Source organism: Defluviicoccus vanus (assembly GCF_014672695.1).
Lineage (GTDB): Bacteria > Pseudomonadota > Alphaproteobacteria > Rhodospirillales > Defluviicoccaceae > Defluviicoccus > Defluviicoccus vanus.
Genome location: NZ_CP053923.1, coordinates 2,111,363 through 2,126,946, shown reverse-complemented (window position 1 = coordinate 2,126,946; position 15,584 = coordinate 2,111,363). Strand labels below are relative to the sequence as shown.

Sequence of the window (15,584 nt, the reverse complement as noted above, 5' to 3'; positions counted from 1 at the left end):
CTAGGGGGCCGCTTCAGGGCGTCCCGGATTTCATCGGGGTACGCTTGGTTCTTAATAAACGTCCCGTCCGAAGATGCCAGCGGCTACGGTGACGCACCTTCCTACTGTAAAACGCATTCTCAGCCCCAGAATAGTTTATCCTCCAGACTTTTGCAGCGTCTCAAGAACCTGGTCGATGGTGAAGCTCGCCGCTTTCTGGCGAGGTGGAAAGTCCTTGAACGTCCCAAGGAACTTCGCAACGTACTGCTGCGCCGGTACCAGCAGAAACGCGTGATCGAGGTACCAGTCCCAATAGGTATTCGACGTCACGTCGGCGCGTTCGTACGGGTCAGAGCGAAGATTGAACAGCTTGGGAACTCGTAAATGGACGAAAGGTTCGGCCCAGACCTGCAGCGTGCCAGGCGCCCGCTGTTCGGCAAAGACGAACTTCCAGTTGTCATAGCGCAGACCTGTCAGGTCGCCGTCGTCGGAGAAGTAGAAGAAATCGTCGCGGGGGCACTTCTTCTCCTGGCCGGTCAGGCAGGGAACGAAGTTATAGCCGTCGAGGTGAACCTTGTAGGTCATGCTGCCGGCCTTGTACCCCTTGAGGAGTTTGTCGGTCAGGTCGGGTTGCCCTGCGGCGGCCAACAACGTCGGCATCCAGTCGAGGTGCGACATGATCTGGTTGGAGACGGTGCCGGGCTTGATATGTCCTGGCCAGCGGACCAGGGCTGGGACCCGGTAGGCGCCTTCCCAGTTGGAATTCTTCTCGCTGCGGAACGGGGTCATTGCTGCGTCCGGCCACGAGTTCATGTGTGGTCCGTTATCGGTCGAGTACATGACGATGGTGTTGTCGGCGATGCCGAGCGCGTCGATCTTGTCGAGGACGGTACCGACGTTCTTGTCGTGATCGATCATCGTATCGGCATAGGGACCGTTCCAGCGACCGGCCTGGCCGACACTCTCCGGCTTGGGGTGGGTGCGGAAGTGCATGTGGGTGAAGTTCACCCAAACGAACATCGGCTTGCCTGCCTTTGCCTGCTTGTCGATGAATTCGGCGGCGCGGGCGGCGATGTCGTCGTCGATCGTTTCCATCCGCTTGCGCGTCAGCGGACCGGTGTCCTCGATCTTCTGCGTCCCATCGGGGTTCGCCCAGCTATGGATGACGCCGCGCGGGCCAAACTTCTTGCGGAACTCCGGATCCTTCGGGTAGTCGGCAAGCTCCGGCTCCTCCTCGGCGTTGAGGTGATAGAGGTTGCCGTAAAACTCGTCGAAGCCGTGTGCCGTCGGCAGGAAGTCGTCTTTGTCGCCCAGGTGGTTCTTGCCAAATTGGCCGGTGGCATAGCCTTGCACCTTCAGCATCTCGGCGATGGTCGGGTCTTCCTTGCGCAAGCCGAGATCGGCGCCGGGAAGGCCCACTTTACTGAGACCGGTGCGATAGACGCTCTGGCCGGTGATGAAGGCCGACCGACCGGCGGTACAGCTCTGCTCGCCGTAATAGTCGGTGAACAGCACGCCATCCTTGGCAACTCGATCGATGTTCGGCGTCTCGTAGCCCATCAGGCCACGGGAATAGGCGCTGACGTTGGTTTGGCCGATATCGTCGCCCCAGATGATGACGATATTCGGTTTTGAGGCGGTTTGGGCTAGCGCGCGGCCACTCATGACCGGCACGCTGGCTACACTGGCAAACAAGAACAACGCGCAAATTGCAGGTCCGTGCTTCATCGCCTCCTCCCGTTTGCGGTCCCCTCACTTTCGCCGGATCAGCTAAGGGGGCTGTCCCAGCCCAAGAAGTGTGCTCCGAACGAACTCGCGACGCAACGAAACCGACGTTTGCAGGATCGGCGGTAACCGGCATTCGGGCACTTGGCCATGCCGTTTACGTCGTCTTCTAGTCCGCCTTCGCAACCGGCCCATCGGCCAGACCGCCTTTTGAGGCCCTCAACGAGGCGTTTGTGCAGAAATCGGGGAGAGCGGCGTGTATGAACCGCTCCGGGTTGTTCGGAGGCGGGTTTCTTTGCGTCCTACGCCGCCACGACGCGGGACTCCAGTTCGGCGTAAAAGCAGACTTATGTAGCAGCCGCCGCGAGGTTGCTTGTGAAACACCATGCTCGTATTTTGTTCTAATTTCGGCCATTCCGACTGTCCCACTCGATCGCCAGCGGCGCATGCCACATAAGTCCGGAGTGTAGAAAATCGAGGGGAGGAGAGAGCGTCGCTATTGAAGAAAGCGATTTTCTATCGTCTGCAGATGGACGATGCGGCGATCGATAAGGCGCAGGTGAAATAGCGGTCTGCTGCCTGCGGCGGCGGTGCCGACCTCTCCCGTTGCGTCGAGCGAAGAGAAGACGTGGCCGATGTCGGTTCTGTCCGCCGCCACCGGCGGCATCACTGGCTATCTGATCTGCAAGTAATCCGCGGCGATGTTCTGAAAACGGCTGGGCGCCAGCGGCAGGTCGAACGCGCCGTCATCGTTGAAGCGAACCGTCTCGCTGCCACCGTCCGCGCCACCGCGGATGCGGACATGGCCGGAAATTTCGTACTCGAGACTGGACCGGCTGGCCATCGCCAGGACGACGTCGAGGATATCCTGCGTCTTCACCTTCACCGGCACATTCACCACCACGGCCCGCTCGGCGTCGAGCGGGATTGATTTTAGCGTGGTCCCCGAGCCGAGGCGACTGCCGTTGACCTCCAGATCGAGGTCCACCGCCTCGATGGTCATCGCCTGCGTCATGTGATTCTCCACCAGCAGCGTGATCGTCAGCTCCTGGCTGAACAGGCCGGCGCGGCTGAGGTCGAAGCCTTCAACGCTGACCTCGGGTGGGGTGAAGGAGGGGCCGAAGGACGATTGACAGCCGGCGGCGAGCAGCAGGCACAGCGCCGAGAGCCATCTGCCAGCGGCGCACCGCCATCCTTCGTTCGCCCGGCTGCGCGGCATCGGCTATCCTTTCGCACGACGACAAAGAGGCACAAGCTTGGCCTATTTCTCCTTTGTCGTGAAGCGAACCTTGATCCCCTGCACGCTTGGGCTGTCGATATGCCGATCGCGGGCGTAGACGATCAGGCTGGGCGCCCCCTTTCCGTCGCGTTCCACGGCGAAATCGAAGTCGAGGGTCAGTTTCTTCAGCTCAAAATTGCCACCGGCCGCCATCGCCTGCTGCACGGACGCTTTGACCTCCTGGATCGCCGCCGTCAGCTTGCCGCTGCCACCGTTACTCGCCGTCTTCGTCCCCTTGGTCGCCGCCACGTCAAGCAGCAGCCGCTGCTTCAGCGACGGTCGGCCGCCGTCATCCTTGCTGGCAAAGGTGAAGTCGGCACCGGGCACGGCGAGACCACCGGCCTTGCTGCCGACCCCCTCAACCAGGGTCAGTTCCAGCGAAGCGTCGTCCACGTGAAGTTGACTATCGTTCTGGTCGGCCGCGGCCAATTGCCGTTGCACCTCTTCGATGACCTCGGCGATGGCAAACACCGAGCCGGATGCCGCCGCCGCCGGCCGGGCCGCCGTCAGGACGGCGGCGGTACCGAGCAGCACCGTGCATGCCAACAGTGCGCAAGACCTTCGGGCGAACCATCCCATGCCTTACCTCTCCTTTCGCTCCAGTCGCTGCAGCAGCTCTTCCAGCACCGCGCACAGGTTTTCGAGGTCGTCCTCGCGCGACAGCCGGTGTTCACCGTCCTTGACCAGCGTCACTTCCACGTCCGTAGTGCGCAATCGCTCCGCCAGCCGCAGCGATGTGCGCCAGGGAACATCGGCGTCCTGCATGCCGTGGATCAGCCGGACGGGGCAGTCGAGGGCGATTTCGTCTCGCAGCAGCAGATGTTCGCGGCCATTGTCGAGGAATCGCTTGTTCAGCGGCGTCGGCGAGGGATCGTAAACGCTGGACAGATTGACGATGCCGCCGGCGTCGAGAACCGCGCGTTCGCCAGGGCTGAGCTGCGGCGCAATCAGATCCTCGGTGAAGTCCGGCGCCGCGGCCACGCCAACCAGCCCCGCCACCCGCTCCGGCCGCATCAGCGCCGTGAGCAGCATGATCCAGCCACCGAGACTCGATCCCACCAGAACCTGCGGTCCCGTAGTCAGCTGGTCGAGGATACACACCGCATCGTCACGCCAGCGACCGATAGTGCCATCGACGAATTCGCCCGCCGACTGGCCATGGCCGTAATAGTCGAAACGGATGAAGGCTTGGCCGCGGGCGCGACAGAGCGCCTCCAACCGTAAGGCCTTTTGGCCGGTCATGTCTGACTTGTAGCCGGTCAGAAACACCACGCCCGGCGTGGTGCCGGGTTGGCGGACGTAGGCAAGGGTTTCTCCTGCGCCGACGTCGATTGTAGCCGCGGTTGCTGCCGAATGGCTCATTATCGCCCCTTTTCGCGATCCGATCCGCCGCACCCTTGCACCGGCGGCAAGCATATCACCCGCCTGGGGCAAATCCCACCGCAATGCGGCCGACACCGCATCGCCGACGGCGTATTCTTTCTGCCCCGTCGCCATGCCTCGCCCGGTGCCTTGACTAGCAGCCTGTCGGACTTGCGTCTCGGGCGTCGCCGGACCTGCGTAGGGATCGGTGCGTCGGCGCCTCTGTCAGCGCCATTTTGGGCGGTGCGGTCGCGCTGGCGCGCCTGCGGAACTGGCCGCGCAGGCTAGACGGCGCGGCTGAGGGCGAACATCCGCTTCAGGTTCCATGCCATGGTTACAAGCCTCCACTCGCCACGGGCGGCATTGAGCCCGCGCAGCAGGAACTGCCGGAACCCCAGCACGGACTTGATGATGCCAAACACTGGCTCGGGCGTCTGCTTGCGCAGGGCGTAGAGCGCGCGGCCCTGCGGCGTGCGCAGCCGATACGCCATCGCCTGAACCGGGGTGGGGTCTTCGGGCGCCGGTGGCGCCGCAGCGAAGCGCTCTTGCAGGCTGAGATGATGCGCCTCGCGACCAAGTGCGATCAGCGGTTCGATCCCGCCGGCCACACAGGCCTGCACATTCGCCTCGCTGAAGTAGCCATTGTCCGCCAACAGCATGTCCGGCCTGCCGAGCACGTCCGGCAGAGTGCCGATCTTGTCCAGCATGGGTGTAAGCTGCTGCTTGTCGTTGGGCGCCTGCACCACGTCGGCGACCACCACCAGCAGACTGCCCGCCGCCACCGCCGCCTGCGCATTGTAGCACTGCTCAAAACCGCCGCCCGCCACCGCCATGATGCGGCTTTCCTCGTCGGTCAGATTGATCTGATCCGTGGGCAGCGGCGTCGCCACCGGCGGCTTCGGCTCACGGCCCGTGGGCTTCTTGCCGGTGGCCGCTGCCTTGGCGTCCCGTGCTGCGAGTTTCGCCTGATGGTCTGCCTGCTCCCGTTCGAAGCGTTCCTTCGCGCGGGCCTCGATCTTCGCCCGGGCCTCGGCGAGCCTGGACAACCGTTCCTCACGTCGCGCCAGTTCGTCGGGGATCGACATGCCGTCAGCGATGTCCACCTGGTCCGCCGCTTCTGCCTTGGCCATGAGATCGGCCACTTCGGCCTGCAGTTGGGCCTCCAGCTTGCCCGCATGGTCATAGGACAGCGCGCTGTGCCGGCTGGCATTGGCGTGGACCTTGGTCCCGTCGAGCCCGACCGTTCCCAGCTTCAGCACGCCCATCTCGCGCGCGAGCACCAGCACCTGGACGAACAGCTTCTCGATCTGCGGCAGAAAGCGTCGGCGGAACGCGGCGATGGTGTCATGGTCCGGATGATCGTTCGCCGCGATGAAGCGGAACGCCACGCTGTCATAGGTCGCCCGCTCCAGCTTGCGGCTGGAGAACACCCCGGTGGCGTAGCCGTAGATCAGAATGCCCAGCAGAAGGCTGGGGTGGTAGGACGCTTCCCCAGAGCCACGGTAGCTGCCGGTCATCGGCCGCAGATCCAGCCCCGCGATCACCTCCACCACGAACCGCGCCAAGTGCCGCTGCGGAAGCCACTCGTCCACCGACGGCGGCATCAGAAATCCGCTGTCGCGGTCGATCGGGCGGAAGTTGCTCATGCCGAAGAGGTCCGGGCCGGGGGCGTGAATCCATGCCCGGATTCTATAACCCACAGCTCCGCCTCGCGTTAAGTCCGACAGGCTGCTAGAGGGGTGCCTTGACTAGCGCGGATCGCCATCTACAGTAGCGACCGTTCATTTTGCAACGTCAACGGCAGTTATAACGTGGATCAAGCAGCTTCCGCGCCGCAAACGATTTCCATTCGCCTTCCGGATGGCAGAACCCTTGCCTATGATCATCCGGTCACTGGCGCCGATCTCGCCGCCGATCTCGGGCCGCACTGGACGCGGGTGGCGCTCGCCGTGCGTGTGGACGGGGCGATGAAGGACCTCCTGCTGCCGATCGAGGCCGATGCGACGGTGTCGCTGGTCACCGCCGACGATCCGGGTGCGGTCGAGCTCCTGCGCCACGATGCCGCGCACGTGATGGCGGAAGCGGTGCAGGAACTTTATCCCGGCACTCAGGTGACCATCGGTCCGGCGATCGAGAACGGCTTCTATTACGACTTCGCCCGAACGGAGCCATTTACGCCCGAGGATCTGCCGCGCATTGAAGAGAAGATGCGCGAGATCGTCGATCGCGACGAGCCGATTCGCCGCGAAGTTTGGGACCGCGACGCAGCGATTCTCCACTTCAAGTCGATTGGCGAGCACTACAAGGCGGAAATCATCGAAGACCTGCCGGCGGATGAGCCGATCAGCGTCTATCGCCAAGGCGAGTGGCTCGACCTCTGCCGTGGGCCGCACCTGGCGTCCACCGCTCGCCTCGGCAAGGCGTTCAAGCTGATGAAGGTGGCGGGCGCCTACTGGCGCGGCGATTCGCGCAACGCCCAGTTGCAGCGCATTTATGGCACCGCTTGGGCGTCGAAGAAGCAGCTCGATGCCTATCTGACCATGCTGGAGGAAGCGGAAAAACGCGACCACCGCCGCCTCGGCCGCGAGATGAACCTCTTCCACCTGCAGGAGGAAGCAGCCGGCGCCGTCTTCTGGCATCCGCTCGGCTGGACACTGTACCGGACGCTGCAGGCCTATATGCGCCGGCGGCTGGAGGCGGAAGGCTACGTCGAGGTCAACACGCCGCAACTGATCGATCGTACCCTGTGGGAGCGCTCCGGCCACTGGGAGAAGTTCCGCGAGCACATGTTCACGGCTGCCGCCGAAGAGAAGATCCTGGCGCTGAAGCCGATGAACTGTCCCGGCCACGTGCAGATCTTCCGCCAGGGGATCAAGAGCTACCGCGACCTGCCGCTCAGGATGGCCGAATTCGGCTGCTGCCATCGTAACGAGCCCTCAGGGGCTCTGCACGGCCTGATGCGGGTGCGGGCGTTCACCCAGGACGATGCGCACATCTTCTGCACCGAAGATCAGATCACCTCCGAGACGCTCGCTTTCTGCGATCTGCTGCAGAGCATCTATCGCGACCTCGGCTTCACCGAGGTGGTGGTCAAGTTCTCCGACCGGCCGGCGAAGCGGGCCGGCTCGGATGCCACCTGGGACAAGGCAGAAGGGGCGCTGCGCGAGGCCACCGAGGCGGCTGGCCTCGAGACCAAACTCAATCCAGGCGAGGGCGCCTTCTATGGGCCAAAGCTGGAATTCGTCCTTCGCGATGCCATCGGCCGCGACTGGCAGCTCGGCACGCTGCAGGTGGACTTCGTCCTGCCCGAACGCCTCGAGGCCAACTACGTTGGCGAAGACGGCGAGAAGCACCGGCCGGTGATGCTGCACCGGGCGATCCTTGGCTCCTTCGAGCGCTTCATCGGCGTGCTGATCGAGCACCACGCCGGCCGGCTGCCATTCTGGCTGGCGCCGCTGCAGGTGGTGGTGGCGACGATCACCAACCAGGCCGATGCGTATGCGGTCCAGGTGCTGGCGGCACTGCGCGCTGCCGGCATTCGCGCCGAAACCGACCTCCGCAACGAGAAAATCAATTTCAAGGTTCGCGAGCACAGCCTTGCCAAAGTGCCGGTGTTGCTGGTGGTCGGTGCGCGTGAGCAGGAGGAGGGGACGGTCGCCATTCGCCGTTTAGGTGGCAAAGCCCAGGAAGTAGTTGCCCTTGCTGAGGCGATTGCTAAACTTACGATGGAGAGTCTGGGACCGTCGGCAACGTAGGACCAAGGCAGGCGCTGCGCCGATGCGAGGGGTGCAGCCTCGCTTGTCATCCTGCGAAGATCCGACCACATGGGAGTGGTGATTGTTCGAGCAAATCGGCGGCTTCGCCGACGCGTTAGAGCGGCTTAGCGGGCATATCCGTCCGGTCACGGCGTCGGTTCACCGACGGTCGAGGCTGAAGTGCGTGCCGGCTCAGTTCACCGTTGGTTGCGGCCTTCACGCACTCTCCCTCAGTTTGTCCATCATTTTCCCCCACCGCGATGACTTCGCGTAACCGCCGCGACGCCCGGCCCGTTGGCCGTGGCGGCGCCCGTTTGGGCGTACGCTGCGCATTGCGCATCCGCCAACATAAAGGAGACTAACGATCGCCAAGTTCCCGTCGCAGTCAGCGCCCTCCCGTGATGGGCCGCGCGTCAACGAAGAAATAGACGCTTCGCAAATCCGCCTCGTTGATCAGGATGGCGAACAGGTGGGCGTGGTCACCGTCCGTGAAGCGATTCAGATGGCCATGGCCGTCGGTCTCGATCTGGTGGAGATCGCGCCACAGGCAGAGCCGCCGGTCTGCAAAATCCTCGATTTCGGTAAGTTCAAATACGAGCTGCAGAAACGGCGCAACGAAGCGCGCAAGAAGCAGAAGATCATCGAGGTCAAGGAAATCAAGATGCGTCCGGGCATCGATGAGCATGATTACCAAGTCAAGATGCGCAGCATGAGGCGCTTTATTGAAGAGGGCGACAAGGTCAAGGTGACGATCCGCTTTCGTGGCCGCGAAATGGTCCACCAGGACCTGGGAATGAAAGTTCTCGACCGCGTTCGCGACGAACTAGACGAAATGTCGAAGGTGGAGCAGCACGCCAAGCTCGAAGGCAAGCAGATGGTGATGGTTATCGCCCCGCGGTAGGGGTTGGCGTCACCGTCCGCTTGGCCGCTTCCTTGTCTCGTCTGAGCGCATGAATAACTTGTAATGCGTTGCGAGCACAGAGGCGCGCTAAAGTCTATTGGCGATCGCCCTGTTTCGCTGCTTGTCGGACCTGCTTAGGGGATACGCCGTGCCTAAAGTGACGGTCAATCGTCGTGCGCTATTGCTCCAGACGGCTGCTTGGGGAGCCGGGTTGACGGCGGCACTCGCAGCCACCAGGCAGACGCGCGCGTTTGAAGTCGAGCAGATCAGCTCGAAAAGCGGCCCAGGGTTCGCCTACGCGAACCGGTGTGGCGGCTCCTCAGAGCATGTCGGAATTGCTACGACCCTGCGGTCTCGCCTCGCCAGCGACCCTTCGGCGACGTCCGAAACCGCAACCTGCCCCATCTGCGGTTGTCCGGTCACCGTCACACGCTAGACGGCGGCTGCCCGCCGCGATCGTCGGCCTGCGCCGCGGCGTCACTGACAATGCGCTGATCAATTCATTCGGCCGCGGCCGTGCTGGGGGAAGTCTTTGTTTGTGGGGATTTGCGATGTTGCGAGCGCTGAGCCTTGCCCTGCTGACCTGCCTCTCGGTCGGCAATGCCTATGCATCGTCCTGCGTCAATCCGAAGCTGGAAAAAATCCGCTTCACGCCCGGCGCAGTATGTTGGGACTACGAGGGGACGGCGACCCACTTCCAGGGCACGTTTGCCGCCGGGCAGAAGGTCCGCGTCGAAATGCACGGGATCACCCATTCCTACGATCAGACCTTTGCCAACAGCAACAAGATCGAGTGGGAATTCCGCTCTCCGAGCATTTCTGGTCCCGACCAGAAATTGCTCACGCCCACGGCCGACAGCGAGGACGGGGTGATCGAGGCGACCCTGCCGAAGAGCGGCACCTACACCTTCGATTTCAGCCCCTGCGCCATGTGGAACTATTACGGCCTCGTCCGCATCTGCACCCGACCCTAACTGTTCCTGAGGCTGCGATTGCATAGAGGGGGCGCAACCCCGCAGATCGTCACTCGGTGCCCTATCAAGCCAGCTTGTTGTCGGCAACGAAGGCGTCGCGTTCGCCGATCGGCTTTTCCGGGCCGATGGTGGAATCGCGATGGGTTTGGCGTTCGAGTTCGGCGTTCAGTTCCGCGCCAAGACAGACGACGTAGGCAGAAATATAGAACCACATCAGCAAGATGACGACGGCACCGAGCGAACCGAAGGTCTTGTCGTAGGTGCCGAAGTGGCGGACGTAGAGCGAGAAGCCGATCGAAGCCGCGAGCCAAAGCAGTGTCGCGGCAATGGCGCCCGGGCTCAACCATTGCAGCTTTGCCGGCCGGCGGCTTGGCGCATAGCGATAGAGGAAAGCAAGACCCACTGCCATCAGTGCCGCCATGAGAACCCAGCGCAGCATGAGGAGCAGGGACTGCGCCAGCCCAGGGTCGAAATCCAGAAAAGCCAGCGCCGCAGGGACCGCAGCAATCACCGTCAAGGCGACGATGACGAAAAGGATGCCGCTGATGGTAAACGCTATCGAGCACAGGCTGAGACGGATAAAGCCGCGTTTTTCCTTTTCCTCATAAGCAATATTGAGGGCGGTGATGATCGACTTGGTTCCTGCGTTGGCGCTCCAGATGGCGAGCCCCAGGCTAAGCACAAGGCCGAACCCCAGCGATCCTGTTGCTACCGAGGCAACTTGGCGGGTCTGGTCGGCCAGGATGTCAAAGGCGCTACCGGGCAATAAATCGTGCAGCGGCGCCAGGTGCTGTTCAGCCTGATCCGGTGTGGTCACTAGGCCGTAGAGGGTGACCAGCGCAGTGATTGCCGGAAAAATGGCGAACAGCGCAAAAAAGGCAACGCCGGCAGAAACGATCGACAGATTGTCATTGCCGACCTCATCCTTGATCCGCAGCAAAACGTCTTTCCAGCCTCGCCGGGGATCTCTCCCCGGCCAGTTCGCATTTTTTCCGCGACTAGCCTGTGTTGATTCCTTCATCCTACTCAACCTTGCCGCCTGTCTTGGTTATCAGAGCCAACGCCGGTTTGCTCGGCAAGTTCCTCCGTGACGCCCATCGACCGGTTAGCCACCGTCTTTGGTCACCGCTCAGTTAAGTCACCACTAGAGATTGGCGTCAGAAGGATGGCTCATATCACCAGGGAATAAATCCGCCACCATCTTGGTAATGTCTGTGAATATACTGCTCGATAGCGGGGGGTATTTTTAGAATAACCATTATTGCTATATGTGGCTCGCTTAAATCGGAATAACCGCAGCCGTATTCTGACGCATGCCTTTGCCATGCGGTGACAGCTGCGGCGGATTACGCGAAACTTATTCACCCTTGTAATGGCGCCCGGCGGCCACTGGGGTGGAGTCCGTGACGCAACCCATCACCGAAGCTCTTCCCCCACCTGCCAGTACACTGAGAAACCGGATGGTGTCGCAGCTTGGAATTACGCGCTTCGCCAACTCCGGACTCAGCGGCGTCCCGATTGTGGGCCGGCGTGGGGTCCGGTGACGAAGGTTGATCGGACATTTTATGGCGGGTTCAAGGCGAGTCCTAGCCCTCTAAATTTGTCGGGTTCGGTGACAGCATAGGGCGTGACACGCTCCGTTTTAAACTCGCCCTTGCCACAATTAACCCGAGCTACATGCTGCAAATCAGAATTAAAATCGATTTATCCATGCAGAAAATCCTGGTACGTTATTCGCCTCATAATTGTGAGGAAGGCCGCGATGACCTGCAGCGGCTTTTCCAACTGACGCATTAGCGGGGAGTTCGCGAAAGGCGCGAAGTGTGGCTCGGTCCGGGTATGTCTGGACTGGGAAAGGTTGTTGGCGCGCCAAGTATCGAGCACCTCAAGAATTCAGAGCACATCATTGCTGCGGTCGCAGGCACGGGGGTGAATCTCCTCGGGTATCTGAAACCATTTTGATTGCTTCACGTGTGTTGGGCCGCTGCCGAGTTCGCCCCTGACCGGTCTGGTCGGCGACCGGCCATCGGACATCCGGCTTTCCCCGCGAAAGCTGCAAATCAGAATAACTCGTAAAAAACGCGTTCCTAGCGAAGAGAGGGAGGTATCAATGGCGTACAAGGGACTGGAGGTTGCCATGAGACGCTTGCATTCAGGTTGGTTCGGTTGGGTCATCGCGCTCACTCTTGGACTTTGGGCCGCAGCGGCCCAGGCGCAGGAGTTTCGCTATCACTATGTTCCGCTCGATGATAAGGCCCCGCCGGGGTTCGATTTCTTCAATTTCTCCGGGATCAACAACCGCGGTGTAGTTTCCGGCATTGTCTACAACTGCGACGATGTCTCGTGTTTCGATATCAGCGTCGCGATCTATAAAGACGGGGCCGTGACCGTCCTTCAACCCGGGTGGGGCGGTCCCATCAACGCAGGCGGTACCATCGGGGGCGGCGTGCTGATCGATCCCGTCAACTACTTCACACAGGCTGCGCTGTTCCGCGGCAACCAAGTGGAACTCATCCCGCCGCAGCCGNGGGAGGTCTCCTCCTTCGTTTACGCGCTCAACGATTCGGGCACCGCCTTTGTCGCGGGCGGCGGCTGGGTGCTCTACGAGAAGGGTCAGGCCACCCGACTCGACTTCGGCCCGACCGTCACGAGTCCTAGCTTTGTCAGTATCAACACTCAAGGCATCATCAACAATCAAGGCATCATCGCGGGAAGGACCGGCGATCCATACAATGGCGCCCGCGGATTTCGTTTCAATCCCCGCACCGGCGAGGCGACGCTGCTTGACCCCGTCCCGCCCGACAACCTCGCCTGGGGCATGGGCATCAACAACCGCGGCGATGTGCTCGGCTACTCATTCTGCTACCCTTGTGCTAACGGCTACCATGAACGCGTCGGGGTGTGGGACCGCAATGGGCATTTCAAGACCTATTTTGACGAGACCATCAGCAGCTTTGACTTGCTGTTCAACGACAACAACCTGATCGTCATCACGGCCGTGCCAGACCCCGGCCCCGGCCCATATTACAAAAACAGCTATCTTGTGCCCAGGCCCGGCGTACGGTTGAACTTGGCCTCTCTGGTGGAGAACCTTCCCTCGGGAGCGAGATTTAGCTACATCGCCGCCATCAATAACCACGGCGATATGCTTGGATATGATTATTCTGGTAGCGGCAGTTTCAGTTTCCTGCTGCAGCGCATCGGCGCGACAGGGCCGCAGTCGTTCTCGACGCCCGACGAGACGACCCGGTCTCCCGCAGCAGGTAGGAGACACGAGATTCCTCCGGCCATGGCAGCCATGCTACTTCGCCACCTGCCGCCATTGAAATCCGACTCCGCACTACGTTAAGCACCGTTATTAGAGGGACGCGGCAAAAAGCGCGCCGCGCCCCCTCAACCGGAGCGTTAGCTCGCGTAGCCCGGGGTGCGCTTGAATCTGGCCGAACGGGTGGAAAGCCTGCCGTCTGGGGAAGTCCTAAGTTAAACCATCGGGTGCTGTGTTATCTCGTCCAGCCCGACGAGGCTTCTACAAAGCTTCGAGCAGGTCAATCCCTCGTCAAAACAAGGGAGTTGCTCATCGAACGAAGTAGTATGCCGGATTTCGATTCGCTGCATCCGGGCTAGACAGCTAAACCTTGGGTCTGCGGCTTCCGCTTCGTCCTCCATAGCAGACGTCGCAGGCAAATGCTTCCCGCCCACCACTATGTCTGCACCTGGGATAATTCGTCGGATCACGGCGGGACCTTAGGAAGTAGGCGTTGAGACTGAGACACGACCAGAAACCGCGCCTTATGGCCGTCATGGGGCGGATGTGCTAGGTCTGGACCGGTAGGGTAGGCGGCCGGCGCACAGGCAAAAGTAAACAGGACGGGGCAGGACGATGGCGGCGGATGTCTTCATCAGTTACGCGCGGGAGGATCGCCCGGCGGCGGAGCGTCTGGCCAAGGCGCTGGTGGTACGCGGGCACTCCGTGTGGTGGGATCGGGATATCCAGGTCGGCAACTCCTACACCCAGGTCATCGAACGCGAACTGCAGTCGGCCGGCTGTGTCATCGTCCTGTGGTCGCGGGCGTCGGCCGGCTCCGGCTGGGTGCGTGACGAAGCGCAGTCCGGCAGCAACCGGCACGTGCTGGTGCCGGCGCTGCTCGATGGCGGCGAGCCGCCGCTGGGCTTCCGGTCGATGCAGACTGCTGACCTCTCCGGCTGGGAGGGGGGGCGGATCATCCCGGCGCCGAGCAACTGTTCGCGGCCGTGCGGGCGCTGACGGGCAAACCGACGGCCGATGGCACCATCCATCCGCCACCGCCGGTAACGCCGTCACCTCCGGCACCGCCGCGCCGGCCGGGATTACCGAAAGTGTGGCTGGCCGCCGCCGGTGCGGCGCTGCTCGCCGTCGGCGGGGCGCTGTTCTGGATCTCCGGCGGCATGGCGGGTTGCGGAGCCGGCAGCGGCACGGTCTACATCCAGTATCCCGCTTCGGTCTCCCGGCAGACGGCGGAAGCGCTGCGCGGCGCCCTCAACGCCGCCGGCTTCAATGCGCCCGGGACGCAGAAGGTGGACGAAACGCCGTCGCAGATGCAGATCCGCTACTTCGATGCCGCGCAGCAACCGCAGGTGAAGACCCTCGGCTGCGTCCTGGCGAAGCAGGGCTACAAATCCGTTGAGGTGCAGCCGAACCTGGGTGGCAAATCCTCGCCGCTCGAGGTGTGGTTTGCCGGCCAGCCCTAGTTCGCGGCCTTGCTTCATCGTCGCACCCGCCCTATAACCTCCCCCTCCCCGGGGTGACAGGCAGTAGCGGTCCGGCGAAAGGGCATGCCCAGCCGCTCGCGTCCCCCGATCCTGCATCCGTGCCCGTCCACCCTCCACGGGTCAGCGCGGCACCAGACCGGAAGGACGATGACCCGAAATGCCCAAGATGAAAACAAAAGCCGGAGCGAAAAAGCGCTTCCGGATGACCGGCACCGGCAAGGTGCGCGCCAATGTCGCCTGCAAGCGGCATAACCTGCGCAAACGGTCGAAAAAGATGAAGCGGCAAGCGCGCGGGACGATGATTCTCGCCCCCGAGGCACAGCGCCTCGCCAAACAGTTCTTCCCCTACGGAGGCTGATCGATGGCACGCGTCAAGCGGGGCGTCACCACCCACGCCCGTCACAAAAAGGTTCTCGATCGCGCTACCGGTTACCGCGGTCGCGCCTCCACCTCCTTCCGCATCGCCATCGAAAGGGTCGAGAAGGGGCTGCAATATGCCTATCGCGACCGCCGGGCGAAAAAGCGCACCTTCCGCGCCCTGTGGATCCAGCGGATCAACGCCGCCGCCCGCAGTCACGGCATGACGTACTCCCGGTTCATCGACGGCTTGGTCAAGGCCGGCATCGAGCTTGATCGCAAGATCCTGGCCGATCTCGCCGTGCACGAACCAGACGCATTCAGATCGCTGGTCAAGCAGGCGGCGGACGCCCTGGCACAAGACACTGAGGCCCAGGACACCCTGGCCCATACCGCCTAAGCCTCCCCGCTTTCCCTGTCGTCATCGTCGGGCTCGTCCTGGCCATCTCGCGATGGCCACTCGCGCGTCCGGTGATGACACAGCGCTTGGCGAAGCGGCGGTG

Annotated in this window: 14 protein-coding genes; 7 read left to right on the top strand and 7 right to left on the bottom strand. The window is 62.3% G+C overall.

Annotated elements, in window-relative coordinates:
- Positions 1-135 precede the first annotated feature (135 nt).
- From HQ394_RS09645 to HQ394_RS09620, 6 genes are all read right to left on the bottom strand, one after another.
- Positions 136-1,707 (bottom strand): arylsulfatase, encoded by a 1,572-nt coding sequence (locus tag HQ394_RS09645; RefSeq protein WP_190260085.1) that lies wholly within the window; start codon positions 1,705-1,707, stop codon positions 136-138.
- Positions 1,708-2,200: 493 nt separating this feature from the next.
- Positions 2,201-2,362, bottom strand: coding sequence for a hypothetical protein (locus tag HQ394_RS09640; RefSeq protein ID WP_190260084.1), 162 nt, complete (start codon positions 2,360-2,362; stop codon positions 2,201-2,203).
- 15 nt (positions 2,363-2,377) lie between these two features.
- Entirely contained in the window at positions 2,378-2,923 is a 546-nt protein-coding gene (locus tag HQ394_RS09635) for an LEA type 2 family protein (RefSeq protein ID WP_190260083.1), read from the bottom strand.
- A 42-nt stretch (positions 2,924-2,965) separates the two neighbouring features.
- Entirely contained in the window at positions 2,966-3,562 is a 597-nt protein-coding gene (locus HQ394_RS09630; protein WP_190260082.1) for a hypothetical protein, read from the bottom strand.
- Positions 3,563-3,565: 3 nt separating this feature from the next.
- The gene (locus tag HQ394_RS09625; RefSeq protein WP_223291480.1) at positions 3,566-4,480 is read right to left on the bottom strand and encodes an alpha/beta hydrolase; all 915 of its coding nucleotides are present in this window, start codon (positions 4,478-4,480) and stop codon (positions 3,566-3,568) included.
- A 149-nt stretch (positions 4,481-4,629) separates the two neighbouring features.
- Positions 4,630-5,991, bottom strand: a complete 1,362-nt coding sequence (locus tag HQ394_RS09620) for an IS1182 family transposase (protein ID WP_190260069.1) — start codon at positions 5,989-5,991, stop codon at positions 4,630-4,632.
- Positions 5,992-6,186: 195 nt separating this feature from the next.
- On the opposite strand from HQ394_RS09620, the gene thrS reads away from it, so the two are divergent.
- The 3 genes from thrS to HQ394_RS09605 all read left to right on the top strand — a co-directional run bounded on the left by thrS (position 6,187) and on the right by HQ394_RS09605 (position 9,975).
- The gene (gene thrS, locus HQ394_RS09615) at positions 6,187-8,100 is read left to right on the top strand and encodes a threonine--tRNA ligase (protein WP_190263233.1); all 1,914 of its coding nucleotides are present in this window, start codon (positions 6,187-6,189) and stop codon (positions 8,098-8,100) included.
- A gap of 364 nt (positions 8,101-8,464) precedes the next feature.
- Positions 8,465-9,001 (top strand): translation initiation factor IF-3, encoded by a 537-nt coding sequence (infC, locus tag HQ394_RS09610; RefSeq protein ID WP_190263232.1) that lies wholly within the window; start codon positions 8,465-8,467, stop codon positions 8,999-9,001.
- A gap of 551 nt (positions 9,002-9,552) precedes the next feature.
- Positions 9,553-9,975, top strand: coding sequence for a hypothetical protein (locus tag HQ394_RS09605; RefSeq protein ID WP_190260081.1), 423 nt, complete (start codon positions 9,553-9,555; stop codon positions 9,973-9,975).
- A 64-nt stretch (positions 9,976-10,039) separates the two neighbouring features.
- On the opposite strand, the gene HQ394_RS09600 is transcribed toward HQ394_RS09605, so the two are convergent.
- Entirely contained in the window at positions 10,040-10,915 is an 876-nt protein-coding gene (locus HQ394_RS09600; protein WP_223291479.1) for a YihY/virulence factor BrkB family protein, read from the bottom strand.
- Between the two features lie 2,940 nt (positions 10,916-13,855).
- Between HQ394_RS09600 and HQ394_RS09590 the strand changes: the two genes are divergently transcribed.
- The 4 genes from HQ394_RS09590 (at position 13,856) to rplT (ending at position 15,481) form a co-directional block, all read left to right on the top strand.
- A complete protein-coding gene (locus HQ394_RS09590; RefSeq protein WP_190260078.1) occupies positions 13,856-14,239 on the top strand; it encodes a toll/interleukin-1 receptor domain-containing protein in 384 nt (127 codons plus the stop codon).
- On the top strand, positions 14,227-14,703 hold the full coding sequence (locus HQ394_RS09585; RefSeq protein WP_190260077.1) for a hypothetical protein: 477 nt from the start codon (positions 14,227-14,229) through the stop codon (positions 14,701-14,703). The genes HQ394_RS09590 and HQ394_RS09585 overlap by 13 nt, the downstream gene beginning before the upstream one ends.
- Before the next feature lie 178 nt (positions 14,704-14,881).
- Complete coding sequence (gene rpmI / locus HQ394_RS09580; RefSeq protein ID WP_190260076.1) at positions 14,882-15,082, top strand: 50S ribosomal protein L35; 201 nt, start codon at positions 14,882-14,884, stop codon at positions 15,080-15,082.
- A 3-nt stretch (positions 15,083-15,085) separates the two neighbouring features.
- Positions 15,086-15,481: a 50S ribosomal protein L20 gene (gene rplT, locus HQ394_RS09575; protein ID WP_190260075.1), complete on the top strand. Its 396-nt coding sequence runs from the start codon at positions 15,086-15,088 to the stop codon at positions 15,479-15,481.
- Positions 15,482-15,584: the final 103 nt, after the last annotated feature.